The organism is Mesorhizobium sp. P2_D5 (assembly GCF_056404355.1).
In genome coordinates this window covers 1,412,796-1,437,769 of record NZ_JBFUEE010000001.1, presented here as the reverse complement: position 1 = coordinate 1,437,769, position 24,974 = coordinate 1,412,796, and the positions used below count along the sequence as shown (strand labels likewise).

General features: G+C 61.5%; 24 protein-coding genes. 16 read left to right on the top strand and 8 right to left on the bottom strand.

The features are described from left to right. Positions 1 to 15: 15 nt before the first annotated feature. The 4 genes from AC1DYW_RS06725 (at position 16) to AC1DYW_RS06710 (ending at position 5,119) form a co-directional block, all read left to right on the top strand. Complete coding sequence (locus AC1DYW_RS06725; protein ID WP_477225506.1) at positions 16 to 2,661, top strand: LodA/GoxA family CTQ-dependent oxidase; 2,646 nt, start codon at positions 16 to 18, stop codon at positions 2,659 to 2,661. A gap of 2 nt (positions 2,662 to 2,663) precedes the next feature. Then, positions 2,664 to 3,080, top strand: a complete 417-nt coding sequence (locus AC1DYW_RS06720; protein WP_477225505.1) for a hypothetical protein — start codon at positions 2,664 to 2,666, stop codon at positions 3,078 to 3,080. Continuing rightward, complete coding sequence (locus tag AC1DYW_RS06715) at positions 3,061 to 4,170, top strand: NAD(P)/FAD-dependent oxidoreductase (RefSeq protein ID WP_477225504.1); 1,110 nt, start codon at positions 3,061 to 3,063, stop codon at positions 4,168 to 4,170. The genes AC1DYW_RS06720 and AC1DYW_RS06715 overlap by 20 nt, the downstream gene beginning before the upstream one ends. Positions 4,171 to 4,372: 202 nt before the next feature. After that, on the top strand, positions 4,373 to 5,119 hold the full coding sequence (locus AC1DYW_RS06710) for an SDR family NAD(P)-dependent oxidoreductase (protein ID WP_477225503.1): 747 nt from the start codon (positions 4,373 to 4,375) through the stop codon (positions 5,117 to 5,119). A 37-nt stretch (positions 5,120 to 5,156) separates the two neighbouring features. On the opposite strand, the gene derI is transcribed toward AC1DYW_RS06710, so the two are convergent. Next, complete coding sequence (gene derI / locus AC1DYW_RS06705; protein ID WP_477225502.1) at positions 5,157 to 5,597, bottom strand: D-erythrulose-4-phosphate isomerase; 441 nt, start codon at positions 5,595 to 5,597, stop codon at positions 5,157 to 5,159. Between the two features lie 243 nt (positions 5,598 to 5,840). On the opposite strand from derI, the gene AC1DYW_RS06700 reads away from it, so the two are divergent. From AC1DYW_RS06700 to dhaL (AC1DYW_RS06665), 8 genes are all read left to right on the top strand, one after another. Further along, positions 5,841 to 7,319, top strand: coding sequence for a sugar ABC transporter ATP-binding protein (locus tag AC1DYW_RS06700; RefSeq protein WP_477225501.1), 1,479 nt, complete (start codon positions 5,841 to 5,843; stop codon positions 7,317 to 7,319). 40 nt (positions 7,320 to 7,359) lie between these two features. Next, positions 7,360 to 8,364 (top strand): ABC transporter permease, encoded by a 1,005-nt coding sequence (locus AC1DYW_RS06695; protein WP_457154234.1) that lies wholly within the window; start codon positions 7,360 to 7,362, stop codon positions 8,362 to 8,364. Positions 8,365 to 8,462: 98 nt separating this feature from the next. After that, on the top strand, positions 8,463 to 9,449 hold the full coding sequence (locus AC1DYW_RS06690) for a substrate-binding domain-containing protein (protein ID WP_477225500.1): 987 nt from the start codon (positions 8,463 to 8,465) through the stop codon (positions 9,447 to 9,449). A 60-nt stretch (positions 9,450 to 9,509) separates the two neighbouring features. Beyond that, positions 9,510 to 10,280, top strand: a complete 771-nt coding sequence (locus tag AC1DYW_RS06685) for an SDR family oxidoreductase (RefSeq protein ID WP_457154236.1) — start codon at positions 9,510 to 9,512, stop codon at positions 10,278 to 10,280. 22 nt (positions 10,281 to 10,302) lie between these two features. Then, entirely contained in the window at positions 10,303 to 11,295 is a 993-nt protein-coding gene (locus AC1DYW_RS06680; RefSeq protein ID WP_477225499.1) for a dihydroxyacetone kinase subunit DhaK, read from the top strand. A gap of 11 nt (positions 11,296 to 11,306) precedes the next feature. Then, the gene (gene dhaL, locus AC1DYW_RS06675) at positions 11,307 to 11,969 is read left to right on the top strand and encodes a dihydroxyacetone kinase subunit DhaL (RefSeq protein WP_477225498.1); all 663 of its coding nucleotides are present in this window, start codon (positions 11,307 to 11,309) and stop codon (positions 11,967 to 11,969) included. Between the two features lie 130 nt (positions 11,970 to 12,099). Next, positions 12,100 to 14,196, top strand: coding sequence for a bifunctional sugar-binding transcriptional regulator/dihydroxyacetone kinase subunit DhaK (locus AC1DYW_RS06670; protein ID WP_477225497.1), 2,097 nt, complete (start codon positions 12,100 to 12,102; stop codon positions 14,194 to 14,196). 59 nt (positions 14,197 to 14,255) lie between these two features. Next, entirely contained in the window at positions 14,256 to 14,909 is a 654-nt protein-coding gene (gene dhaL / locus AC1DYW_RS06665; RefSeq protein WP_477225496.1) for a dihydroxyacetone kinase subunit DhaL, read from the top strand. Between the two features lie 39 nt (positions 14,910 to 14,948). Here the strand turns inward: dhaL (AC1DYW_RS06665) and AC1DYW_RS06660 are convergent, their stop codons facing one another. The 7 genes from AC1DYW_RS06660 to AC1DYW_RS06630 all read right to left on the bottom strand — a co-directional run bounded on the left by AC1DYW_RS06660 (position 14,949) and on the right by AC1DYW_RS06630 (position 20,995). Then, on the bottom strand, positions 14,949 to 15,206 hold the full coding sequence (locus AC1DYW_RS06660; RefSeq protein ID WP_477225495.1) for an exopolysaccharide production repressor protein: 258 nt from the start codon (positions 15,204 to 15,206) through the stop codon (positions 14,949 to 14,951). A 387-nt stretch (positions 15,207 to 15,593) separates the two neighbouring features. Beyond that, positions 15,594 to 16,133 carry a prepilin peptidase gene (locus AC1DYW_RS06655; protein WP_477225494.1) on the bottom strand — a complete coding sequence of 180 codons (540 nt, stop codon included), beginning with the start codon at positions 16,131 to 16,133 and terminating at the stop codon, positions 15,594 to 15,596. A 1-nt stretch (position 16,134) separates the two neighbouring features. Next, positions 16,135 to 16,674: a tetratricopeptide repeat protein gene (locus AC1DYW_RS06650; RefSeq protein ID WP_477225493.1), complete on the bottom strand. Its 540-nt coding sequence runs from the start codon at positions 16,672 to 16,674 to the stop codon at positions 16,135 to 16,137. 54 nt (positions 16,675 to 16,728) lie between these two features. Then, entirely contained in the window at positions 16,729 to 17,679 is a 951-nt protein-coding gene (locus tag AC1DYW_RS06645; RefSeq protein ID WP_477225589.1) for a type II secretion system F family protein, read from the bottom strand. A 16-nt stretch (positions 17,680 to 17,695) separates the two neighbouring features. Next, positions 17,696 to 18,667: a type II secretion system F family protein gene (locus AC1DYW_RS06640; protein WP_477225492.1), complete on the bottom strand. Its 972-nt coding sequence runs from the start codon at positions 18,665 to 18,667 to the stop codon at positions 17,696 to 17,698. Further along, a complete protein-coding gene (locus AC1DYW_RS06635; protein WP_477225491.1) occupies positions 18,667 to 20,049 on the bottom strand; it encodes a CpaF family protein in 1,383 nt (460 codons plus the stop codon). Before AC1DYW_RS06635 ends, AC1DYW_RS06640 begins: the two co-directional genes overlap by 1 nt. 94 nt (positions 20,050 to 20,143) lie before the next feature. Continuing rightward, on the bottom strand, positions 20,144 to 20,995 hold the full coding sequence (locus AC1DYW_RS06630) for a phosphatase PAP2 family protein (protein ID WP_477225490.1): 852 nt from the start codon (positions 20,993 to 20,995) through the stop codon (positions 20,144 to 20,146). 786 nt (positions 20,996 to 21,781) lie between these two features. On the opposite strand from AC1DYW_RS06630, the gene AC1DYW_RS06625 reads away from it, so the two are divergent. The 4 genes from AC1DYW_RS06625 to AC1DYW_RS06610 all read left to right on the top strand — a co-directional run bounded on the left by AC1DYW_RS06625 (position 21,782) and on the right by AC1DYW_RS06610 (position 24,922). After that, complete coding sequence (locus AC1DYW_RS06625) at positions 21,782 to 22,003, top strand: Flp family type IVb pilin (RefSeq protein WP_477225489.1); 222 nt, start codon at positions 21,782 to 21,784, stop codon at positions 22,001 to 22,003. 97 nt (positions 22,004 to 22,100) lie between these two features. Further along, positions 22,101 to 23,141 (top strand): Flp pilus assembly protein CpaB, encoded by a 1,041-nt coding sequence (cpaB, locus tag AC1DYW_RS06620; RefSeq protein WP_477225488.1) that lies wholly within the window; start codon positions 22,101 to 22,103, stop codon positions 23,139 to 23,141. Between the two features lie 55 nt (positions 23,142 to 23,196). Continuing rightward, positions 23,197 to 24,642: a type II and III secretion system protein family protein gene (locus AC1DYW_RS06615; RefSeq protein WP_477225487.1), complete on the top strand. Its 1,446-nt coding sequence runs from the start codon at positions 23,197 to 23,199 to the stop codon at positions 24,640 to 24,642. Next, positions 24,629 to 24,922 (top strand): hypothetical protein, encoded by a 294-nt coding sequence (locus tag AC1DYW_RS06610; RefSeq protein ID WP_457154320.1) that lies wholly within the window; start codon positions 24,629 to 24,631, stop codon positions 24,920 to 24,922. The genes AC1DYW_RS06615 and AC1DYW_RS06610 overlap by 14 nt, the downstream gene beginning before the upstream one ends. Positions 24,923 to 24,974 lie beyond the last annotated feature (52 nt).

The window sequence follows — 24,974 nt, the reverse complement described above, 5'->3', positions numbered from 1 at the left end:
CCGAGGGGAAATCAAATGGCCGACCCAACAGTCTATCGCATCCACCCGGCCGTCGGCATCGCGCGGCTCGGCGACAGCCCCGAGGGTTTCTGCATCTCGCCGGAAAAGCCGGCGCAGTTGCCGATCGAATGCGACGCCAACGGCAATGCCGCGAAAGGCGATGCGCCGATCAAACACTTCAAGGACAGCAAGGGCCGCATAAAGCGCCAGGCTGCGCGGTTCCAGATCTTCGTTTATGACGAGGCCAACCCGCAGGGCAGTCCGCTGAAGATCGGCGACCATGTCGAAGGTGGCGGCAACCGCGGCAAGCTGGTCGATATCCAGTGGCGCGTTCAACTCGCCAACAAGAAGGCGGCATGGTTCACCTTCGACGGGCTGCGCGGCGAGGCCGGCTATGCCGCCGACGCGCCGCTGCGCAACGCCGGCATCACCGATCCGGTCGAACGGCAGAATCTGATCATCGACGCCGGCCCGCAAGCCGTCGACTGCACCGCGCGGCGCAAGGCGAGCTTCGGGCGGGACACCAACCCTGCCTATGCCGTCACCTTCCCGCCGACCGGGATGGTGCCGAACGACATCGACACGCTGGGCGAAATGATGACCGACGACAGCGGACGGCTGCTGCTGCTTGGCGGACACGGCAACAGCGGCTCGTTCCTCAGCGGGTTTGGCCATCCGCGCATCGAGACCTACGCCAACAGCGACGGCTGGTTCGACGACATCTCGGACGGGCCGGTGATGGCGCGGCTGGTGATGATGGAGGAGCGCGTCCAGGCGCTGCGCTACATCGATGTCGAATATCCCGCCTGGGTGCTGGTCGGATATCCGCGCTACGCGCCGGAAGTGCTCGACATGATCACGCTGGAGGACGTGGTCGAGGACATGTCTATCCGGGAATTTGCCTATCGCACCGACATGTACGGCACCGCGGGAACGTTTGACGCGCCGCAGAAGATCGATCCGACCGACACGGCGGCCTTGCTGCACTGGCAGGCAGGACCGGTTGAGTGGAACCCGGCCTATCGCCCCTGGTTCTGGCGCGACATCTGGCCGATCATTTTCCGCGCCGACGAATTCTCCTATTTCACCAACATCCTCCAGCAATCGAACTTCCCGCACAACCAGTCGAGCCGGGGCACGTTCGATCCCTATCGCTTGTGCATCCCGCCACGCATCGCACCGCGTGCGCTGGCGCAAAAGGAAGGCCGCGCGAAGGACGACCATGTCGGCGGACGGCTGCTCGAGGCAGCTGTGGAACCGAGCCTGATGCTGCTCGATGCAACGCAGGCGCCGGGCGCGGCTGCCGATGCCGTGGTTGGCGATGCTGCCGCCACGCTGAGGGCGGCAGCGGCTACTTTCACCGCGGCGGTCTGCCCGCCCGACGATGGTGAGACGCCGCGCAGCTATGCCGCGCGCTGGCAAAAAACCTTCGCCGACAACGACACAGTGGCCGAGCCGGGCTATGCAGAGGCGCGCAGCGCCTTCGATGCTGAGATCACCGGCGTGATCGAGCGCATCGCCGCGGCCGCCGCGCCGCCGCGCAAACGGATGCTGACGCTCGCCCGGGCCTCGTCGCGGCAGGAGCCCGGCGAACCAGACCGGACCACCGATCCGGACGAGCCGATCGAGGCTGCGCTCCGCCGGTTGGCGTTCGAATACCGCTCCGGCCAGTTGCTCGAGCGCGCGCTCGCTGCCGCGGCCAAGGATGCCACGACCGATCCCGGCCGTTCCGCGCGGCAGTATCTGTTCGATCTGCTGCGCAAGCCAGGCGAGGAGAACCTGTTCCGGCTCGACGCCAATCCGGCGACGCGGACCTATCACCTGCCGCTGATGCCGCTGCTTGCCGGCGACAATCCGATCACCAACAAGACGGTGAGCAAGTTCCTGCGGCTGACCGACACGCAACTGTTCCTGCTGCGGCAATGGGCGGCGGGCATCTTCATTGACGAGGTGGATGCAGGTTTCGCCCCCGCGATCGATCCGTGGCAGCCCTACAAGGACTGGAACGTGCCGGGCGGACGCGGTCTCGACCAGGGTGTGCTGTCGAACGGACTCGGGGGCGCCTTCTGCCCAGGCGGTGAGGTGACGTGGATCATCCGCAATCCGGCGATCTGGCGCGAGCCCTACCGGATCAAGGCAGACCCTGAATGGTACAGCTTTGCGCTGACCGCGGCGCAGGAGAACGCCAACCGATGGGGAGCGGGCGTCAGCGAGGAAGGCTATATCGCCTATGCCTCCGACCCGCTGTCGCTCGGCAGCGACTTCGATGTCGGATTGCAGCCCGGCGACCTGACCAAGCTCAGCGGCCTGCCATGGCAGGCCGATTTCAACGAATGCTCCACCCAGACGATCGACGTCACCTACGAGGAATGGAACGTCCTTTACCCGGACAGCGTCGGCAACACGCTGATGGAGCGTGAGCGGCGCGTGTGGGAGACCTTGTGGTGGCCGGCGCATCGGCCGATGCAGGCCTATTATCCCGTCGGAAAGGACTTTCAGTTCCGCAACTGGGCGCGCGGCATTCCGCAGACGCTTGCCGGCGATCTCAAGATGGTGACCGAATGGTCGAAGCTCGGCTTCATCGTCCGCAATCCGGCGGGCGGGCTCGATCAGCCCTCGCCCGGTATCAAATACATCTGCGTCGAAGATTCGGGAGAATGACCGTGACCAATCCGTTTGTCGGCAACTGGGCCTATCGCAGCTTCAACAACGACCCCGATCTCAGCAAGGCGGCCAACGACCTTTTATTCGGCGAAGGCACGCTGGCCATTGCGGAGGTTTCCATGACCGAACTTTCGGGAACGATCGGCGGGCCGGGATGGTCGCTCGATCTGCGCGGCAGCTTCGGTTACGGTTCGCCGATGCAGGTCCGCTTCCAGGGCAAGGGCGTGGTCGGCGGCGAGCAGTGGATCTACGACTATATCGGCTGGCTTGTGCCGGTTTGGCCCGATAGCACCGACCGGCTGGAAGTGCCCGCGATCGTCGGCTCGGTGGTGCGCACCATCCCGCATTCGGGCGATGGCGGCAGCACGAACCCGGCAGGGGTGGTGGCATCCTTCTATGCCGTGCGAGCAGGCTGACTTCGTCGTCATCGGCGGCGGGCCTGCGGGTGCCGCGGCAGCGCTGACGCTGCGCCGTCACGCGCCCGGACGGCGCGTGGTGCTGTTCGAAGCGGGACGGCACGAGCTGATAAAATCGGGTGAGATGTTGGCGGCGGTAGCACAGGGGCTGCTACGCCAGCTCGGCGTCTGGACGCCGTTCCTTGCCGCGGCTTTCGTGGAGAACCGCGCGGTCGTTTCGGCATGGGCCGGCGAGGCGCTCGACGAGCGGCACAGCATATTCTCCGCCCACGGCGCCGGCTGGCAACTCGACCGGGCACGGTTCGATCAGCTTATGGTGCAGGCGGCAGCGGCGGCAGGCGCGCAAGTGCGACTTGGGTGCGAGGTGCGTTCGGCGGTGCGCGAGGACCAGGGCTGGCGGCTCAAGCTCGCCGATGGGGACATTTTCGCAGGCGCCGTGATCTGGGCGACCGGCCGCAGCTGGCGGCTGGCGCGATCCTTCGGCGCGAAGCTTCGGGTGCATGGCCACCTCGCCGCATACACCCGCTTCTTCGACCGCGCGCCGGGCGATGGCCGCATGGTCATCGAGGCGCGCCCGGAGGGCTGGTGGTATAGCGCCGACTTGCCCGGCGGACGCCGGGTGGTGGCGTGCCTGACCGATCCTGACCTGGGCAGCGGCCTGCGCGATCCGGAATCCTGGTACCGCGCACTGGCGGCAACACGACTGATCGCACCGCTTCTGCCTCCTGGCGCGCGTGAAACCGCAACGCTGGTGAAATCGGCGGGAACGGCCACCGTCGATCCGGCAGCGGGTGAGCGCTGGGTGGCGGCGGGCGACAGCCTGTTCGCCGCCGATCCGCTGTCGTCGCGCGGGATCGTGCATGCGCTGCGCTCGGGGATCCTCGCCGCCTATGCCGCGTCGGACATGGTCGACGGACGCGACGACCTCGCACGCACGCGCTACGCGATGATCGCCTCGCAGGGCTTTGCCGACTACGCCTCCGCGCTCGGCGTGCATTATGCCGCCGCCGCGCGGTGGGACACTGCCTTCTGGCAGCGGCGTCGGCCTCAACCCGAAGAGCGCGCGGCAGCTTTTTATCACAGTGCGTAGCACATTTACGGAACTGCCCTCGCCGACACCATTGACGTCGGGCTCGGCTGCCTGAAGATGTCGATACTGCCCGCCCGAACAAAACAAGCGTCAGGCCGCCACGTTAGACGAGGGATTTCAGCAGTGCCCTGTCGGCGATTTCCATGCCGAAACCGGGCGTGCCGTCGTGTGGTTGCATATCGATCGCCAGGGATTGAACGCAATGAACAAAATCGATCTTGAAGGACAGGTCGCCGTCGTTACCGGTGGAGCGCAAGGGCTGGGCCTGGCCTTTGCCCGGCGGATGGTCGCATCGGGCGCAAGGGTGAGCCTGTGGGACATGAACAAGGCAGGGCTGGAGGTGGCCGTTGCCGGCCTCGGGGACGCAGCCAAGGGCGTCCTGGTCGACATCACCGATGCCGAGGCGGTGCTTGCGGCGCACGCCCGCACCGAAAACGAGAGCGGGGCCGTCTCGATCCTGGTCAATTCGGCGGGGATAGCCGGGCCCAATCACACGCTCGACGAGTATCCGCTCGATGCCTGGCGGCGCGTCATCGAAGTCAACCTCAACGGAACCTTTCACGTCAACCGCGCTGTCGTGCCTGCCATGAAGGCGCGCAACTACGGCCGCATTGTCAACATCGCCTCGATCGCAGGCAAGGAAGGCAACCCCAACGCGTCGGCCTACTCGGCGTCCAAGGCAGGCGTCATCGGGCTGACCAAGTCACTGGGCAAGGAGCTTGCCGGCTACGACATAGCGGTCAACTGCATCACGCCGGCTGCGGCGCGCACGCCGATCTTCGACCAGTTGAAACAAGAACATATTGACTACATGCTGGCCAAGATCCCGCGCGCACGGTTCCTCGAAGTCGACGAGGCGGCGAACATGGTCGCCTGGCTGGTCTCGAAGGAGAACAGCTTCACCACCGCGTCGGTATTCGATCTCTCCGGCGGCCGCGCCACCTACTGATCCAAACCACGAGAATTCGCGCGCGGCCCTTCGTTCTCTAGCGCCTGATCTCATCAAGACGATCGACCGCCTTGACGTTCTCGGCCGAAGGCCCGGTGGGATCGAAGTCGGACGCCAGATACTTGTCGACAATCGCCTTCGCCAGTTCCGGGCCAATCACACGCGCGCCCATCGTGATGATCTGAGCATTGTTGGACTTGGCAGCCCGTTCGGCCGAGTAGGTATCGTGGGTCAGTGCGGCGCGCATGCCCGGCACCTTGTTGGCGGAAATCGAAACACCGATGCCGGTTCCACAAAACAGCAAACCGCGGTCGAATTCACCTTCAAGCACCTTTCGAGCAACCGTCTGCGCTATGTCGGCGTAAAAGCCCGGCTGACTGAAATCCGTTAGCGTTATGCCGGTCTTTCCGGCCAGATGAGCCGCAATCACATCCAGAAGCGGCTTTCCCGCACTGTCGGCGCCGATAGCGATCTTCATGGGCTCACTTCCTTTCAGATTCTGAGTTGTACCGCGGATGCGCCGTCTGGCGCCCGGGTCCTGGGCGTCAGCGGGTGCATTCCATCCGCGGCCAACGGTTGGCATTCATAGTTTCGCCTGCAGCTTGACATTTGTCGAGTGCTAATCGACTATTGTAAAAATCGACGCCAAGAACAGAGATCATTCGTGTCGATCAGCTCGCGCCAAGGAGGGGTGTCGAGTGCCCTTGGGAGGAGAGCCGACGTGGAATTTTTGCTCGAGGTGGAAGGGCTGAAGAAGTCCTTTGGTGGCGTCGCAGCCTTGCGCGAGGGCCGCTTTCAACTTCGCGCCGGCACGGTTCACGCGCTCTGCGGCGGCAATGGCGCCGGCAAGTCGACCTTCCTCAAGATACTGATGGGTATCTTCAAGCGCGATGCCGGCTCAATCCGCCGTCGCGGCAAGGATGTGGAGTTCGCAAGCCCGGCCGACGCATTGGCCTCGGGCATCGCTATTATCGAACAGGAACTCAGCCCTGTCCCTCACATGACGGTTGCCGAGAACATCTACCTCGGTCGCGAGCCTTCCGCGCGGTTCGGAGGCATCGATTTCCGCGCGATGAACAGGTCCGCGCAAAAGCTGCTGGACGATCTCGAATTCGATATTCGAGCCACACAATACATGATGAACCTCTCGGTCGCGCAGATGCAGCTCGTCGAGATCGCCAAGGCGCTCAGCCACGACGCCGAGGTCATCTTCATGGATGAGCCGACATCGGCGATCGGCGAGCGGGAGGCGCAGCACCTCTTTGCCGCGATCCGCCGCCTGCAGGCCCAGGGCCGCGGTATCGTCTACGTTTCTCACCGGCTGTCGGAGATCTTCCAGATCGCCGATTCCTACACGGTCTTCCGTGACGGCGCCTATGTCGGCAGCGGGGCGCTTGCAGACATCGATCGGCACAACCTGATCCGCATGATCGTCGGCCGCGAACTGTCCGAGGAATACATCAAGACCAACACGCCCACCTTGGAAACCGTTCTCGAGGTTACCGCGCTCACGTGCCCGAACAAGATCGAGGATATCTCTTTCACCGCACGAAAGGGTGAGATCTTCGGCATTTACGGCCTGATGGGGGCCGGACGGACCGAGATCTTCAACTGCCTCTTCGGGCTCGACAAGCCTTCGGCAGGAAGCATCAAGCTCGACGGTGCCGAGGTCACTATTTCCAAGTCGGCCGATGCCATGGCGCACGGGCTGGCGCTGGTCACCGAAGACCGCAAGTTGACCGGCCTCAATCTCTCCGATTCCGTGCGCGCCAACATCTGCATGGCGAGCCTGCCGGAAATGAGCCCCGCCTTCAGCATGGATCGGCCGCGGGAGGCGCAAGCAAGCCGCGACATGCGGGAAAAATTCCAGATCAAGGCGGCGCGCGACACGATGCCGGTTTCCGGCCTTTCAGGCGGCAACCAGCAGAAGGTGGTGCTGGCAAAATGGTTCCTTCGCAACCCGAAGGTCCTGCTTTTGGACGAACCGACCCGCGGCGTCGATGTCGGGGCCAAGCGTGAAATCTATCGGATCATCAGTGACTTCGCCGCCGCCGGCGGCACGGTCGTGATGATCTCGTCGGAAATCGACGAAGTTCTCGGCATGTCGGACCAAATCATGGTGATGCGCGCCGGCAAGAGCGCCGGGATCTACAGCCGGGAGGAAACGGATGCCCAATCACTCGTCCACCTATCAACCTGAGCAGGGACAGGGTGTTCGTCCGGCGGCAGAGGAGTCAATGATGTCGGTTGGAAACAACGAGAACGCAAAAAGCTGGCTCGGTTCGGAGCAGCGCCGGCTGCTGATTCAGGAATACGGCATCTTCTTTGCCTTCCTGATCCTGGTTGCGGTTCTGTCGGTCTCCAACGAGTTCTTTTTGACAGCCGGCAACATCTCGAACGTGCTGCTGCAGACGTCGATCAATGGTGTCCTCGCCATCGGCATGACCTTCGTCATCCTGACCCGCGGCATCGACCTCTCGGTCGGCTCCGTGGTCGCGCTTGCCGGTCTCATCAGCGCCAGTTTCGTGACCACGTCCGCGACCGCCGGGATTTCCGGTTCACCCCATCCAGTCGTCGTCGGCCTCGGCATCGGTCTTTTGGTCGGCGTTGCCTGCGGCGCCGTTTCGGGTGTGATCGTGTCGCGCTTTTCGGTGCCGGCCTTTGTGGCGACGCTGGGCATGCTGTCGGCCGCACGCGGACTGACCCTCATCTATGGCGGAGGCCGGCCTGTTCCCGCGCTGACGCCGGCGTTTCGCTGGATCGGCACAGGCGACATCCTTGGCATACCAGCCCCGGTCGTCATTCTGGCTATCGTGTTTGCCGTCTCCTGGTGGATCCTCAACCGGACGCGTTTCGGCCGCTACATCTATGCCGTCGGCGGCAATCCCCACGCTGCCAGGACCTCGGGCATCAACATCACCCGCATTCAGTTCGTCGTCTATGTCGTCTCCGGCGGTCTTGCCGGCCTCGCCGGAATGCTGCTCAGCGCCCGCACCGGCTCCGCACTGCCCCAGGCCGGTATTGCTTATGAGCTGGACGCGATCGCCGCGGTGGTGATCGGGGGAACCAGTCTCTCAGGAGGGGTGGGCCGGGTGACCGGCACACTGATTGGCGCGCTGATCATCGGCGTCATGAACAACGGCCTCGATCTGATGGGTATCCAATCCTACTACCAGCAAGTTCTCAAGGGCGCCCTGATCGTTGGCGCCGTGATGCTTGATCAGAAGAGAAACTACGGGGCTTAGAGCATCGGACCCAAAGCCCCTCCGGGATCGGACCTGCACACCGCGTGTCCGTTGATAGGCGAACCATGTCGGTCGCTCACTTAAAGTGGAGGTACGAAATGAAAACATTGATGATAGCGCTCGCGTCCGCGACCGCGCTGCTGGCCTCGTCGGCCATGGCGCAGGAGAAGATCAAGATCGGCGCAGCACCTTACGGGTTGAATGCGGAGTTCATGCAGATCTGGGCAGCAGCGCTTCAGGAGCACCCTGCCGTCAAGAGCGGTGAAGTCGAACTGACAGTTTTCGACGGCCGCTATGATGCCCTGGTGCAGCAGGACCAGTTCAAGACAATGGTCACGCAGAAGTACAATGCGATCATCTTCGCACCGATTGACGTCGATGCAGGGGCGGCCGCCGTGCAGTCGGCCGCCGATGCCGGCATCCCGGTTGTCGGCTCCAACACCCGCGTCAATTCCGATCTCCTGGCCTCCTATGTCGGGTCCGACGACACGATCTCGGGCTACATGGAAGCCAAGACCGTGCTCGACAAGATTGGCTGCAAGGGCAACGTCGTCATTCTCGAGGGGCCGGTCGGTCAGTCGGCGCAGATTTCTCGCCTCGAAGGCAACAAGAAGGCGCTTGCCGAGTGCCCGGATGTCAAGATCCTCGAAGATCAGACGGCGAACTGGTCGCGCGCTGAAGCCCAGACGCTGATGGAAAACTGGCTCACCGCCCACCCCAAACAGATCAATGGCGTGATTGGCCAAAACGACGAAATGGCCCTCGGCGCCATCGAGGCGATCAAGGCCGCCGGCCTTGATACGAAGAGCTTTGCCATTGCCGGCATCGACGGCATCACCGACGCGCTCTACGCCGTCAAGAACGGCGAGATGACGTCGATCCTTCAGGACGCACGTGCCCAGGCACAAGGGGCGCTCGATCTCGCCATCTTCAATGCCAAGAAGGGTGACTACAAACCCCAGTCCGACATTTGGGCAACCTACAAGGACATGCCGTGGAAGGACGGCAAGGAGAAGATCTACAATGTGCCGTGGACGCCGGTGACGGCGGAAAACGTCGACAAGCTTCTTGCGACACGCAAGTAATTCAGCCGTGGGGTGTGCCCTCTTGCACACCCCACTTTCCAACAGGCCGGGAAGAGAACCATGACTGATTCAATACAGGTCGATCTCAATTTTTCACTTGGCGGCAAAGTCGCCCTGATCACCGGCGGCGCCTCCGGCATCGGCAGCGCCATTGCATCGGCATTTGCCTTGAAGGGTGCCGCAGTCGGAGTGATCGACATCAATGAATCGGTTGCGAGATCGAAGGCCGATGAACTCGGCAACGGTGCCAAGTTCTTCGTCTGCGATGTGTCCGATCCGAAATCCGTGGAGGCCGTGTTTGCTGCGGCGGAAGCGGCTTTCGGCCATATCGACATCGTCGTCAACAGCGCCGGCGTCGCCATCCTTGCTCCGGCCGAGGAGCTCAGCCTCGATGCCTGGGACAAGACCATCGCCATCAATCTCAAGGGAACGTTCCTCGTCTCCCAGGCCGCCGGACGCGTCCTGATCAAAGCCGGCAACGGCGGCAAGATCATCAACATGGCTTCGCAGGCCGGCACCGTCGCGATCGACCAGCACGTCGCCTACTGTGCCTCGAAATTCGGTGTCATCGGCCTGTCCAAGACGCTTGCCGCCGAATGGGGCAAGCATGGCATCACGGTCAATACGATTTCGCCGACAGTGGTGCTGACCGACCTTGGCCGAAAGGCGTGGGACGGGCCGCGCGGCGAGGCGCTGAAGCAGCGCATCCCGACCGGCCGCTTTGCCTTCCCGGAGGAAATAGCCGCCGCAGCGGTGTTCCTGGCATCGAACGGCGCCGACATGATCAACGGCGCCGACCTTCTGGTCGACGGCGGCTACACCATAATCTGAGCGGCGCAGGATTGGAGCAACAATGCAGCGGTTTATCAACAATCCCGACGAGGTCGTCGAGGATACGGTCAAGGGCTTCGTCAAGGCGCATGCCGATATCGTCAGGCTTGGCGGCAATCCCCGTGTCATCGTCGCCCGTCATGCGCCGGTCAGTGGCAAGGTCGGCGTGATCACCGGGGGTGGCTCCGGCCACGAGCCTGCCTTCATCGGCTATACGGGACGCAACATGCTGGATGCGGTTGCGGTCGGCGAGCTGTTTTCGTCACCAACGGCAAAGAGCTTCCTCGACGCCGCGCGCGAGGCAGATGGCGGCAAGGGCGTCGTCTGCCTCTATGGCAACTACGCCGGCGACAACATGAATGTGAAGATGGCGATAAAACTCGCGGCCAAGGAAGGCATCGACATCGCAACCGTCGTTGCCAACGACGATGTGTGCTCGGCAGGGCCGGATGAACGCGACAAGCGCCGAGGCGTTGCCGGCGAGATCTTCATGTGGAAATGCGCCGGCGCCAAGGCCGCGGAAGGTGCTGGTCTCGCGGACGTGCGGGCGACAGCGCAAACGGCGATCGACAACTGCCGCTCGATTGGCGTTGGTCTTGGCCCTTGCACGCTGCCCGCCGTGGGCCACCCCAACTTCTCGATCGAGCCGGGCACGATGGAAGTCGGCATCGGTCATCACGGTGAACCGGGTGTCCGGGTCGAACCGCTGAAGCCCGCCGCCGAGATAGCGCGGGAGATGGTCAAGATCGTCCTCGATGATCATGACCTTGCAGCCGGAACGGAAGTTGCGGTGCTGGTGTCCGGCCTCGGCGCAACCCCGGTCAACGAACTCTACATCCTCAACGACACGATCGAACAGGAGATCACCGGACGCGGGCTGAGCATCCACAAGACCTATATCGGCAACTATTTCACGTCGCTGGAAATGGTCGGCGCCACACTCACGGTCATGGCGCTCGACGCCGAACTGAAAAGGCTGCTGGATGTCGATGTCGATTGTCCCGCAAGGTTCTAGGAGACAGGCGAATGCAGCATTTTGAAAACGCTTCCGCTGGCGACATCGTTCTTTCGGTGGCGGACCGTATCATCGAAAACCGGGCCTATCTGAGCGAGATCGACGGCAAGATCGGTGACGGCGACCACGGCGTCAACATGGCCAAGGGCTTCGGCATGGCCGCGGAGAGGATCAGGGGCAACGACATGTCGCTGGCCACCGCCTTCGATACGCTGGGCACCGTGCTGATGACCGAGATCGGTGGTTCCATGGGTCCGCTCTATGGCGTCATGTTCACGCAATTCGCCGAGACGATCGAACACTCATCGTCAATCGATGCGAAGACTTTCAGCACGATGCTCACCAATGGTCTCGACGGCATCCAGGCCATCGGGTCGGCCAAGGTTGGCGACAAGACGCTTCTCGACACGCTCGTCCCGGCCATCGACGCCTTCGACAGCGCCAACGCCGACGGGAAGCCATTTCCGGACGCGCTGGATGCCCTGGTTGCCGCAGCCGAAAAAGGCCGCGACGGCACGAAGGACCTTGTGGCCAAGATCGGCCGCGCCAGCCGCCTGGGTGAGCGCTCGGTCGGCGTCCTCGACGCCGGCGCCACATCCTGCGCGTTGATCCTGAAAGCCCTGGCGCTAGGCGCCAAGCAGAAACTGCAGCTGTCCGCGACAGCGGTGCGTTGAATTTTGAAGAATGCTCCTCCCGAGCAATGGCTCCCGGCTGATCTTCCAGCCGGGAGCGGAGCAAGATTGAGAGTTCGCCCGTTTGCGCCCATCTTGGCGACCGATTATGGATTCGGGGAAACCAGGCAGCATGACCGTCAAGGCATCATCGGCGCGGAAGAACGGGACGGTGCGGACGGGGGCCGAGGCCGGCACCGAACCCATCCCGCTGCGCTACGGTGACGACCCCTACGTCTGGGCCTGCTGGCTCTACTACGAAGATCGCATGACGCAAGGCGATATCGCCGACATCATGGGCATTTCGCGGGCGACGGTGAACAGCTATTTGGCCGATGCCCGCGCCCGCGGGATCGTCAACATTTCGCTCGAGCCGTCACGGCTGAGTTCGCTCTCGATCGCTCAGGAACTCAAGCGTCACTTCGGGTTGCATGACTGCCTGGTCGTGCCAAGCGACGACAATGCGCGCCCGCTGATCGATCGTCTTGGCGGAGCTGCGGCGCAGGCGCTCGCCAAGCTTTTGAAATCCGGTGACACGCTTGCCGTTGCCTGGGGACGAACTGTGTTGGCAATCGGGGAGCAGGCCTCCGTGCCTGGCCTCCAGGACGTCACCGTCGTCCAGGCGACCGGAGGCACTCGTGCGAGTTTTGCCTATACGCCGGAACTATGCGCTGCCGCCATCGCCGGCGCCGTGGATGGGAAGCTGATCAACATCACGGCACCAGCGGTCGTTTCGACCGCCGAGGTTCGCGACATGCTGTTACGCGAGACGCTGATCGAAAGCCAGTTCGAGGCGCTTGCCAAAGCCAACAAGGCGCTTTTCGGCATCTCTTCCCTGCGCCCGAATTCAACGATCCACACCAGCGGCTTCTTCGAATCGGTCTCACTTCAACAATACCTCGCCAAGGATGCCGTGGGTGTCGTCGCCGGCCGCTTCATCGACGGACAGGGCAATCCGGTGGCCGGCCCGCTCGACGATCGTACGATCGGAATATCGCTCGACAGGCTGAAGGCCATCGGCCTGCGCATTGCGGTCGCCGGCGGTTTCGACAAGGTGCCGGCAATCCTTGCCGCGCTGCGGGGCGGCTACGTCAACGTGCTCATCACCGACGCCGCCACCGGCCGCGGCATCCTCAATGCCGACGGCGTGACGGAGCTCGACCAGAAGCTCTCGCAGCGCCCAAGGCTCGACAACGCCGTGGCTTTGCCCAGCAACTTCCGCACCCATATCAAGAAGTTCCTCAACGACCCCGACGATGTCGTGGAGGAAATGCTTGACGGCGTGGTGAGGGCCCACGCCGCCTATATCGAGCCGATCAAGGGTTCGCATCGTGCTCTCGTTGCCCGCACCGGGCCGAGGCCCGGGAAAGTCGGGCTGGTGATCGGCGGCGGCACAGGGCACGAGCCCTGCTTTCTCGGTTATGTCGGCAAGGGGCTCGCCGATGCCGTGGCCGTCGGCAACATCTTTTCGTCGCCGCCTCCCGGCACGATCTTCCAGTGCGCCAATGCCGCATCGGGCGGGCAAGGCGTGCTGTTCGTCTACGGCAACTATGCCGGCGACGTGATGAACTTCGAAATGGCGGCTGAGATCGCGGCGGAAAAAAACATCGAGGTCCGCACGGTGGTGACGACCGACGACATCGCCTCGTCGCCGATCGAGGACAGGGAGGGCCGCCGCGGCGTTGCCGGCAACTTCTTCATGTTCAAGATCGCTGGCGCTGCCTGCGACCGCGGCTTGTCGCTCGACGCCTGCGAGGCCGTGACGCGCAAGGCCAACGCACGGACTTTCACTATGGGCGTTGCGCTGGAGCCCTGCTCTATGCCGCAGACCCGTCGCCACAATTTCGAAATCGGCCCCGACGACATCGAGATCGGTATGGGCATCCATGGCGAGCCCGGCGTCATCCGCGAAAGGATGATGAGCGCCGACGCGATCACGGACCGGATCATGGACCGCATCTTTTCGGAGATGAAGCCGGCCGCGGGCGACCGTGTCGCGGTGCTGATCAATTCTTTCGGCGCCACGCCGCTGATGGAGCTTTACATCCTGTTCAGGCGCGTCGCGCAGCGATTGAGCGCCAAGGACATCACCATAGAGGCGAACTGGGTGGGGCATTATTGCACATCGCTCGACATGGTCGGTGCGTCGATAACGGTCTTGCACCTCGACAACGAGTTGACGGACCTGTTGCATCATCCTTGCGATACGGCCGTCCTGCGGGTCGGCTGAGATACGAGTATGCGCCGATCGACGATGGGTCGCATCCTGCTTGAACTGGGAGGAACACGATGTCGGACAATGCGGCGCGACGCCTGAGCAGGATGTTTTATCGCATCTCCATTGCGATCGAGGCGGGGAAGGATCACCTCTCGGATCTGGATGGCGCCATCGGCGATGCCGACCATGGCATCACCATGTCGCTCGGCTTCATGGCGGTGAACGCCGAGTTGGCCAAGCTCGACCTCGACCACATGCTCGCGTCGGACGTTTTCACCTCTGCCGCATCGGCCTTTCTCGATGCGGTCGGCGCCTCCACGGGGCCGCTCTATGCGACGGCGTTCCGAAGAGCAGCACAGGCCCTCAAGCAAGATGAACGCCTCTCGACTGCCGACCAGGCGGCGATCGTCGAGGCCATGACGACCGGCATCAAGGAGCGCGGCAAAGGCCAGCGCGGCGACAAGACGATGCTGGATGCCTGGATCCCGGCAACGGAAGCAGCCGTCGGTGCACGTGCCCGCGCTGCCGGTGGCCGGGAAATGTGGAACAGCATCCTGGAGGCCGCGGAAGCCGGCGCAAATTCGACACGATCCATGGTCGCAGCACGCGGAAGGGCGGCCCGGCTGGGCGAGCGATCCCTGGGGCACATGGATCCGGGAGCGGCCTCGGCCGTCATTATCCTGCGCGCGATGAAAGACAGCTTTGGTGAAGACAGCGCGAAGTAATCCGCGATTGCCCGCAGCGCTTTCCCTCAGGGAATTGCTCTAGAACGAGATACCGTCGTGTTTGGCGGGAGACGCTCCGTCGGGCTTCTTCTGAACCGCTCGATCGGCATCGGTCGCTTCATCGACGCGGCGGAAAATCATGACGAGCAGGCAGGCGAAATACCCCACCTGCAGCACCACGGCGCTGATGACTGTCCACGCGAACGAGACCCAAAACGAGCCCGTGACGCTGTAGATCCAGCCAAAGATGACGGCCAACGCCGCCGTTGCTCCCACCAGAAACTGTGGAAAATACATTCGCCCTCGAAAGATTCCGGGAAGCATCGACCCGGTTGTCTTTCGCCCCATTGCATGATTTCTACCCCGAACGAACAGTTTCAGTTTTTGCATATCAATGCAAGCGTGAACTAATATGCCTTGGCGGCTCGCTATGTTGGATTTTTGTTTGTCCAAATTGCAAACGAAACCCACGCGGCGCAAAGCGTTGCTGCAACGCCCGCGTCGTCACCCCGAGGGGACCGAGCGCCGGCAAACTGGAGAGTCTGGTGAGCGCATATTTGCCGGCGCTCGGTAATCGCAGCACCGGGGGGGTCGTTTGGGGTGTTTTGGGCTGCGACCTCTATACGTTAGCACAAGCTAATATAGAGGTATACGGCCATTTTGCTGGCTATCTAAACTCGAGGTTCAGTTAAGCTGATTCAGAATTCCAGTGCTGGTCGCCAGCACCAAACTTTTGTAGATCAGGAACGCTATCGTACAGATCGCGGCTATCGAGATCGGCACTCCGAATGGCACCACGCCCTTGCGGTCCAAATGCTGGACAACGAGCCGAAAAGCGCCCGCAGGCAGCATGAACGGGTTTTTCACGATCACCGCGGTGGCGAGGGCAAGAACCAGGAGCAGCACTGAAAACACCGCGAAATCGCGTCCGCCGATCAGGAAGGGCACCACGGCCAGCAACTTAACATCACCGGCGCCGATCTTGCGCAGCGCCCAGAACGGGAGCAGCGCGATGAACAAAACAAAGCCGGCTAGGGCGCTCAGCCCCATGTCGAACCACGATCCGGATTGGAGCGACAGCAACAGCATGCTCCCTGCCCCCAGGCAAAGCAGCAGCAGCACGTCGCGATTTGCGATCTTCTGGGTGGTGAAATCGATCCAGCCAATCCTTGCCAGCAGAGGGATGGCGAGGGCTTTCAGCAGCAGCGATTCGACCAGCAGCATGCTAGCGCTCGATATTCTGCACGCTTGACGACAGCAGCTTCAGATTGTTGGCGACGGTCGGATCGTTGGGCGCCAGTTCGTAGGCCTTGAGGAAATTGCTGCGTGCATTCTGCAGCTTGCCGCGCAGCAGGTAGGAATAGCCGACATTGTTGTAATATTCCGCCGTCGGGCCAACCAGCTTGAGGGCTCGGGCATAGGCCCGGTCGGCGAGATCGAAGCGGTGGATCCGGTCGCTGCAGGCAGCCAACCCCATCCACGCGTTGCCGTCATTGGGGGACAGTTGCGTCGCCTTGAAGAACAAGGCGCCGGCATTGCCGTAGTTTTCCGCGCGGAACTGGTTCTTGGCTTCGGCCACGGCCTGGTCCGAGGCGTGATATTCGACATCGGCGACCGTCTTCAGCCCGTCGAAAGCATCGCCAAAGGAGGTTACGTCGCCTTTCGACGGCTCGTTGGTGCGAACGACACCGTCGATGGGGTCTGTCTGGCAGCCAGCGAGGACGACCGTCAACAGGCAGGCTGCGACAGCGATAAGCCTTTTCATATAGTTCCCCTCGAGCGTCCCCCGACTCACATTAGGACCAAAGCATACACGCAACTAGAAGAAAATCCCCTTCATCCGGATGATGACCGGCAACATAATGACCATCAGCACGACTGGAAAGATACACAGCCCCAACGGAATCATCATTTTCACGGGCAGTGAGTTGGCTTTCTCCTCCGCGCTCAGAATTCTCTGGCCTCGCATCTCTTCGCTGTAGACGCGTAGTGCGTCTGTCAGGCTGGTGCCCAGCTCTTCCGATTGCCGGAACAGCACGGCCAGCGACCTTGCTTCTTCAAGCCCGATGCGGTCCGCGAGTTCACGCAGCGCCTCGCGCAAGGGCTTTCCCGCCCGCAGTTGCAGATTCATGATCGCAAGCTGGATGCCCAACCATTTATGGGTGCCGGCCAACTCCGAGCCAACTCGCTCGACCGCTGCCTCCAGACTCATGCCGGCGTCGGCACAGGTGATCATCATGTCCATGAAATCCGGGAACCCACGACGGTAGATGTCCTTCTGCGCTTTCTCGAAGCGATCGAGCAGAATGCTAGGAATCACCAAGCACGCCAATCCCAGCAGGGCTGAGCCGGCAAGGCCGAAATACCCGGGCAGATGCGGCGGCAACACGCGCGGCAGAAGTGCGTAGGCAGCCAAAAATCCGATACACACCACGCCGAGTCGCGATAGCGTATAGATCAATGGAGCGCTCGCCTGATAGAAGCCGGCGCGGAAGAGCTTTGCTTCAAGCGCACTCGGCTCCTGACGCTCCTTCTCCATCGTTCGAAAGTAGGCGTCGACCGGCCGTTGCGCGGCGATCTTGACCAACTGTTCCTGACCCGCGAGCGAGCGATGGTTGACCGCACCTTCGGCCATGAGGCTTTTCGCGACGAGCTTTCGCGTCTGCAGGGCCGGTAAGAAGACAAGCGCGCCAAACAGGAAAAGGGCCACCGCAGCCACGAAAACAGCGACGGAGACCAGAAAGCTCAGGTCGTTGATGTTAGAAAGCAGGTTGATCGCACGCTCCTCAGAAGTCGAAGTTGACCATTCGATACATGATGTAGTCGCCCACCAGAGCCCATAGGCCAAAGCCCACAAACACGGGCATAATCAGCGGGTTGTGCCATACCTTGCCATAATAGGACGGGGCAATGAGCTGAAGGACCAAGAACATCACTATTGGAAACAGCGAGATGATCCAGGCTGAGACCCGCCCCTCGGACGAAAGCGCTCTGATCTTCAATCGCAACTTCTGCCGCTCACGCAGAACCGAGGACAGATTAGCCAGGATTTCGGTAAGATTGCCGCCGGTCTTGGACTGAATGGAGAGCGCTATCGAAAGCAGGTGAAGGCCGTCGAATCCGACGCGCTGAGATAGTTTTCGCACTGCCTGTTCAATGCTTAGACCAAAGGTGATCTCGTCGGAGACGATGCCGAATTCTGTTCCCAGGGGATCAGGCATCTCGCGCGCCACAAGGCTAATAGCCACTGAGGCCGGATGTCCGGCTCGCAGCGAGCGCACGATCATGTCGAGAGCATTCGGGAGTTGCTTCGCGAATTTCAGGATTCGCTTTTTGCGCGCGCGGCGAAGCATGAATAGAGGCAACGCAAACCCGACAACCAGAAATACGACGAGTGCCAGTATTGCCGACAAGCCGAAGAGGAATGACAGCAGCAGCGCCAATGCCAACCCGGCACAGATAAATATACCGGCGAATGTCAGCGGGTTTCCGGTGATGCCGGATTGGGTATAGAGCCTGTTCAGTCCGACCAGCCCAAAAAGAAAGTCCCCCGATTCCGTCAGCCCCCGCTCGCGCAGCAGGTTTTGCAAAGTTCGTTCTGCCGGAACGTCGTCAGACAATCGCCTCAACCGACGATTGATGGCGCCGACCGCCGCACGGCGATCGGAAAAGGAAAGATACAGGGCCTCGCCGGCGAGAATGATCGACGCCGCCGCAAGGACGTAGATAAAATAGAGCAATGCCTGGCCGGACGGCATCAGAGCGCAACCTGCGGATTGAAGGCGTCCTTGCCGAAATGATGCCCTAGCGTTGCCGCTTCCGCCGCAAATCTAGGCCTGACACCGGTGGCGCGAAATTCGCCGATGATCGTACCGTCGGCGGCGACATCGCGCCGGACGAAATGATAGATTTCCTGCAGTTGCACGACATTGCCCTCCATCCCAGTGATTTCCGAGATCGATGTCACGCGCCTGCCGCCGTCCGACAGTCTCTGTGTCTGCACGATAATGTCAATGGCCGAAGCAATTTGCGCTCGGATGGACTCGTGCGTCATCGGCATGCCGGCCATGCCAACCATCTGCTCCAGCCTCGATATCCCATCGCGCGGGGTGTTGGCGTGGATGGTGGTCATCGAGCCTTCATGGCCGGTGTTCATCGCCTGCAGCATGTCGAAGGCTTCCTCGCCGCGCACCTCGCCGACGATGATGCGATCCGGCCGCATGCGCAGCGCGTTCTTGACCAGTTCGCGCTGGCGAACCTCGCCTTTCCCTTCGACACTGGGCGGGCGTGTCTCCAGCCGGCCGACATGCGGCTGCTGCAGTTGCAGTTCCGCCGCATCCTCGATGGTGATCAGGCGCTCCCTGGACGGGATGTAGCTCGACAGCGCATTGAGCAAGGTCGTCTTGCCGCTGCCGGTGCCGCCTGAAACCAGGATCGATTTGCGCGCCTGAACAGCGATGCGCAACAGGTCGATCATCGGCTGCTTGATCGAGTTGAGCGCCATCAGGCGTTCGAGCGAGTACGGATTCTTCGAGAACTTGCGGATCGACACCAATGGGCCGTCAACCGAGACAGGCCGCACGGCGATGTTGACGCGCGAGCCATCCTCCAGGCGCGCATCGACCATCGGCGACGATTCATCGACGCGGCGGCCGATGGCGGAGACGATCTTGTTGATGACGCGCAGCAGATGCGCCTCGTCACGAAACCGGATTGCCGTCTCTTCGACCAAGCCACGCCGTTCGATAAAGACGCGCTTGTGGGTGTTGATCAGGATATCGGTAATAGAATCGTCCTTGAGCAACGGCTCGATCGGCCCGAGCCCCAGCATCTCGTCGGCCGTGTCGCTGGTCAGCTGATCGAGTTCGCGGGCATTCAGCGGCACGTTTCTCAGGCGAACGAACTCGCGAACGATCGGCCGGATCTCATTCAGGATCTCATCCTTGGAAGCGCTTTCAAGAGCGGTCAGATTGAACCGATCGATCAGGTGGCGATGAAGCTCGACCTTGAGCGTCAGGAAAGCGTCGGCGCCCTCGGCGACCACCGTCGCTGGAGATGGAACGCTGGGCATCACCGCTACGGGCGGCGGCTCCTGCAGCGCCCGCGTCTCACTCGGTCCCTTGATGAAACGACCTAACATCTTCCGTAAGTCCCCAATGCCGCTGAACGGATACTATTAACTGCCCACAAGGAGTTCGCGAGACGGTTCATTCCACAGTTAACTAATGTCATGATCACGCCTGCTGCTCCGACGATTGCGCATCTTCGTAACCCGTTTGTTGCTGAGTCTCCAGTTTGGCAATCCAATGGACTGTTTGAATCGAGACGGCGGCGACCGCGAATCCCGCAAGAATATCGACAAGGTAGTGACCGCCTTCTGGCAGCGCCGCGAGTATCAGCATGGCGTTCAACAGATAGACGGGGGGCGCCACATAGCGAATGCCTCGCACGGAATAGACAAATATCGCAGCCAGTGCAGAGTGGAACGACGGGAAGGTCACAAGACCCTCCGGATTCCCGATCAGGAACGGCTTCAACATCCGAAGTGCGTGGAGCTGTTCAAGGTGCCGCGCCGAGGCACCGGGACCAAAAGAACTCAAAAGATCCGGCGAAGGATGGTAGAAATCGAAAGTCCCCGCCGCCGGCACCACCATCATGATCAGGCAGGTCAAACAACCGGCCAGCCCAAAATGCGCGGCGAATTCCTTTAGCCGGCCCGAGCGGGCGGTCAAGGCAAGGATGGCTGGCAACAGCAGAAACTGAACCTTCAAGCTGAAATAGGCGGACGAAAGTACCGACACGATCCAAGGATGTTCATTCAGCCGCCCGACATATGCCACCCAATCGAAGCCCAGGGCAGCGTCGCCCGCGGCCAGATATACGTCCATCAAAGGACGGCTGGTTGCGGATGCCAAATAGGACAACAACAAAATTTCGATCGAGAAGAGAGTGATTACGCTCAATGTCACGATCAGATTCTGGAGCCTGCTTGCGACATCGCTCAACATGTCGCGATAGCGAAAGGGAGTCTTGCGAAGTTGGTAGCGCATCGCGCCAAGCGCGACCCACAGCAGGACCATAGGCATTGCTGAGATCGCAGTTCGAGACCAAAGAACCGGCTCTACGCTTACGGTCGAAAACGGGTACCAGATCAAAACTGCAGCCGCGAGCCCTGCGAGCAAGGCCAAAACAAACGCAGTGAGCTGACGGCCCCGATAAATTGCCGCACTGCCTTGAGCCGAATTATACTCTGAACATCCCGTGGGTCTGGCGTGGGGCAAATCAGCAGTCACGGCGCATCCATGATGCGACACCTGGATGACCACCTGCTCCCCACCGATTGCCGAACCGCCCACCACGATGCGTTAGCCCCCGCTAAATTCGTGACACGGAAACTAACTGTTAACCACGCATGGCACAAGCGCCGCGCGAGGTCGCGACCAGCCATTACTTACGGCATAGTTAACAAGCAGTGCAAGAAAATCGTTTTTATTTGGCGACACATCAATACCAGGCAATCTGCCTGCCACCTCACGGAACATGACCGATCGTAATGAGCCACGTCAGGTCGACACCCGGTCGTAAGCCCTTATATATAAAGGATTATGCATATTACCTAATTTAGCGGTACCGAATTCGGAGGTATGGCCAAATTGTGAATGAATGGTTAAGGAGATTGAAAAATTAATCGAATCAAGCTCTTGGAAAAACTAACCTCCCCCCAATCAGGTATTGGAAGGTTAAGGAACCGTTAATCTGTTTGACTCTGCTTTTTCGCGGGACAAGGATCGAGATGACGGGGGATGCTTGGGTATGGATTTCATCCTTGGCTCTGTCTCGTCGGGTTCAAACCTCCAAAGGGAGAAATTGGCATGAAGAAGCTCATGACGATGACCCGGCAGTTCCGCGACGACGAAAACGGCGCTGCCATGGTCGAATATTCCATCCTTGTCGGCATCATTGCCGCCGTTTCGCTCCTCGCAATCCTTGCTATCGGCGGTTGGGTTGGTGATCAGTTCACCGGTCTATGCAAAAACCTCAACCTCAAGGGTGTTACGGCCGGTGGTGGCGCCGGCGGCGATTGCACGCCGTAACCACAAACTGCTGGGTCGGGACCGCTCGGTCCCGACCCAGGCATTCTGCATCAGGAAAAGCTAGCTTCGCCCTTGGGGGGCGATTTGGGGTGGGAAGATGCGTGCCAATACTCTGATCATGATTGTTCTCGCCGGCGTCTTCGGCGTGCTGGCGGTGGTACTTGCCAACATCTGGCTGGCCGGCCAGCGCAATGCGATGGCACAGTCGAATGGTATCCAGCGCGATACGGTCGTGGTGGCGGCAATGCCGCTGAAATTCGGCGACACACTCAGCGCCGACAAGCTGCGCGAAATTCCGTGGCAGGCGGGCGCACTACCGGCAGGCGCGTTCAAGACGACTAAGGATGCCCTGGCCGGCGAAGGCGCAAGACAGGCGCTGCAAGCGATCAGCGCAAACGAACCCATTCTTGCCAGCAAGATCACGGGTCCCGGCCAGCGTGCCACGCTTTCGGCGGTGCTCGGCGAAGGGATGAAGGCCGTTTCCATTCGCGTCAACGACGTGCTCGGCGTCGCCGGCTTCGTCTTCCCCGGTGACCGGGTCGATGTTTTGCTGACGCGCACGGCGCGCGGCGACGATGGCGCGGACAGGAGTTTTGTCGACGTGCTGTTGCAGAGCATGAAGGTGCTCGCCGTCGACCAGGTGGCTGACGAGAGCAAGGACAATCCGACGGTGGTGAAGTCGGTGACGCTCGAGGTCAGCACCAAGGATGCGCAAAAACTGACTCTCGCGGCAGGGGCGGGCCAATTGTCGCTGGCGCTTCGCCAAGCCGCGGCCAGCCGGGGTGAGATGACCGAACGCATAACGCTTTCCGACTTGACCGGCGAAACGCCGGCCGATGTCGCCAAAAGGCAAGCTGAGCTCGACAGGAAGGCAGCGGCGGAAGCCGCGGCCGCAGAGGAGCGCAAACGCGCCGACGACAAGATAGCCGGTTTGACCCAAGCCGTGGACAGGGTGGGGAGCAAGCTCGACGATCTGAGCAAGGTGAAGCCGGCTCCGGCTGTGGCTTCTGCGCCGCAGGTGCAAGAAGTTGTCAAGGAAGTCGTCAAATATGTGCAGCCGGAACCACCGGCGCGGGCGACAGTGGGTGTGTTTCGAGGTATAAAGCTCGAAACATATGATGTGCCACGACAACAATAACACCGGCATACTGGGATATCTGGAGTCCGAATCAGCCGGCGAGGGGGTAGCGTAAATGCGCGTGTTCTGGGGACCACTGGCGGCCTTCGTTCTAGCCTGTCTCTGTCCGTTGCTGTCGTTGAGCCTCGCGGCTCACGCTGCAGACCGCTTCATCAATGTGTCGAACCCCAGCGTCCACAAGATCTTCCTGCCGATGTCGCAATCGGTAACGATCCAGGTGAATGCCAATCTGGGTGACATCGTCGTCGGCGACGAGAAGATCGCCGATGCCCAGCCGATGACTGACCGCACGCTCTACGTCATCGGAAAGGGCGCCGGCACCACCACGGTCAATCTCTTCTCCACGGACAAGCGTTCGCTCGGCGTCATCCAGATCGAGGTCGGCGTCGACGTTAGCGACATGGCGCAGGCGATTCGCCAGGTGGCGCCAAAGTCGCGCATCGAAGTCGGTTCGGTCAACGGCAGGGTCAGGCTTGCCGGCCATGTCAAGGACGGCGCCACGCTGGCGGCGATCATGGAGGTGGCACAGCAATACGGCCCCGATGCCATCATCAACTCCGTCATCGTCGACGACAGCCAGCAGGTCAATCTGGAAGTGCGCGTGCTGGAAGCCAAGCGCAACGCCGGCCGCGATCTCGGCGTGTCGATCAGAACCACCAACAGCAGAGGCACGACTCAATCCGGAACTGGAATTGCTGCCGTCGACAAAGACGGTACGGTGCTTGGCTCGGGCGGTTTGCTGAGTGGCCTCCTGTCCGGCTCCAGTCCCTTCGGAGCCCTCCTCACGCGCGTCATCGACAACAACATCAAAGTCGACCTGTACATCGAGGCGCTGGAGGCCAAGGGCGTGGTGCGCACGCTCGCTAACCCCAACCTCACCACGCTTTCCGGCGAGCCGGCCAGCTTCAACGCCGGCGGCGAGGTCCCAATCCGCAGCATTGGCACGGATGGCCTAGTCCAGATCGATTTCAAGCAATTCGGCGTCAACCTTACGTTCACGCCGATCGTGCTCGACGACGGCAAGATCCATATGAAGCTGGCGCCGGAGGTCAGCGACCTGACCGGCTTCACCACTGCCGGCGACCCGATCTTCACCAACCGCAAGCTGGCGACCGTGGTCGAGTTGCGCGATGGCCAGAGCTTCGCCGTGGGCGGACTTCTGTCGAGCAAAACCACTAAGCTTCAGAACCAGGTGCCGTGGCTCGGCCAGGTGCCGGTTATCGGGACGCTGTTCCGCAATTCGAGCAACCAGAAGGAAGAAACCGAACTGGTGGTCATCGTCACGCCGCATGTCGTGCGGCCGGTTAAGCCCGGCGAGCAACTGGCGACGCCGTTCGACAAGACGCGGCCCGCCAACGACCCGGAGTTCTTTATCCTCGGGCAACTCGAGGTTAACAAAGACATGATCCGCAAATATGAAACGGGCGACGGCGTCACCGGCCCCTATGGCCACATGCTCGACTTCAAATCGAAGGACAAGATGCTCTATGTCAAGAAATAGCGCCCTGATCCTCGTTCTGTGCGCCGGCGCGCTGTCAGGCTGCGCAGCGGACTATCTGAACAACTACGATTCGGTGACCTTGGCCGCCGGCGACACGCAGAAGTTCAATACGCTGCTGCAGACGGTCGACACGCTCAACCCGGCTTCAAAGAACACCAAGATCGAAGGTGACGGCACGCGCGCCGCCAATGTTGGCGAGAACTACAAACATCCACCACCGCCGCCCGCGCCGCCGCCTATCACGGTCAATGTCGGCAACTCGGGTGTGACAACGCAGTGAACTGAACGGAAGGATGCGGAGGCGCCGGGCATGCGAGGGGCCCTGGTGCAAG

Bases quoted from the DNA above. Each gene is read 5' to 3' on its own strand.
- AC1DYW_RS06725 (WP_477225506.1), top strand. From the start codon at position 16: ATGGCCGACCCAACAGTCTATCGCATCCACCCGGCCGTCGGCATCGCG.
- AC1DYW_RS06715 (WP_477225504.1), top strand. From the start codon at position 3,061: ATGCCGTGCGAGCAGGCTGACTTCGTCGTCATCGGCGGCGGGCCTGCG.
- AC1DYW_RS06710 (WP_477225503.1), top strand. From the start codon at position 4,373: ATGAACAAAATCGATCTTGAAGGACAGGTCGCCGTCGTTACCGGTGGA.
- derI (WP_477225502.1), bottom strand. From the start codon at position 5,597: ATGAAGATCGCTATCGGCGCCGACAGTGCGGGAAAGCCGCTTCTGGAT.
- AC1DYW_RS06695 (WP_457154234.1), top strand. From the start codon at position 7,360: ATGTCGGTTGGAAACAACGAGAACGCAAAAAGCTGGCTCGGTTCGGAG.
- AC1DYW_RS06690 (WP_477225500.1), top strand. From the start codon at position 8,463: ATGAAAACATTGATGATAGCGCTCGCGTCCGCGACCGCGCTGCTGGCC.
- AC1DYW_RS06685 (WP_457154236.1), top strand. From the start codon at position 9,510: ATGACTGATTCAATACAGGTCGATCTCAATTTTTCACTTGGCGGCAAA.
- AC1DYW_RS06680 (WP_477225499.1), top strand. From the start codon at position 10,303: ATGCAGCGGTTTATCAACAATCCCGACGAGGTCGTCGAGGATACGGTC.
- dhaL (WP_477225498.1), top strand. From the start codon at position 11,307: ATGCAGCATTTTGAAAACGCTTCCGCTGGCGACATCGTTCTTTCGGTG.
- AC1DYW_RS06670 (WP_477225497.1), top strand. From the start codon at position 12,100: ATGACCGTCAAGGCATCATCGGCGCGGAAGAACGGGACGGTGCGGACG.
- dhaL (WP_477225496.1), top strand. From the start codon at position 14,256: ATGTCGGACAATGCGGCGCGACGCCTGAGCAGGATGTTTTATCGCATC.
- AC1DYW_RS06660 (WP_477225495.1), bottom strand. From the start codon at position 15,206: ATGTATTTTCCACAGTTTCTGGTGGGAGCAACGGCGGCGTTGGCCGTC.
- AC1DYW_RS06655 (WP_477225494.1), bottom strand. From the start codon at position 16,133: ATGCTGCTGGTCGAATCGCTGCTGCTGAAAGCCCTCGCCATCCCTCTG.
- AC1DYW_RS06650 (WP_477225493.1), bottom strand. From the start codon at position 16,674: ATGAAAAGGCTTATCGCTGTCGCAGCCTGCCTGTTGACGGTCGTCCTC.
- AC1DYW_RS06640 (WP_477225492.1), bottom strand. From the start codon at position 18,667: ATGCCGTCCGGCCAGGCATTGCTCTATTTTATCTACGTCCTTGCGGCG.
- AC1DYW_RS06635 (WP_477225491.1), bottom strand. From the start codon at position 20,049: ATGTTAGGTCGTTTCATCAAGGGACCGAGTGAGACGCGGGCGCTGCAG.
- AC1DYW_RS06630 (WP_477225490.1), bottom strand. From the start codon at position 20,995: ATGCCTATGGTCCTGCTGTGGGTCGCGCTTGGCGCGATGCGCTACCAA.
- AC1DYW_RS06625 (WP_477225489.1), top strand. From the start codon at position 21,782: ATGAAGAAGCTCATGACGATGACCCGGCAGTTCCGCGACGACGAAAAC.
- cpaB (WP_477225488.1), top strand. From the start codon at position 22,101: ATGCGTGCCAATACTCTGATCATGATTGTTCTCGCCGGCGTCTTCGGC.
- AC1DYW_RS06615 (WP_477225487.1), top strand. From the start codon at position 23,197: ATGCGCGTGTTCTGGGGACCACTGGCGGCCTTCGTTCTAGCCTGTCTC.
- AC1DYW_RS06610 (WP_457154320.1), top strand. From the start codon at position 24,629: ATGTCAAGAAATAGCGCCCTGATCCTCGTTCTGTGCGCCGGCGCGCTG.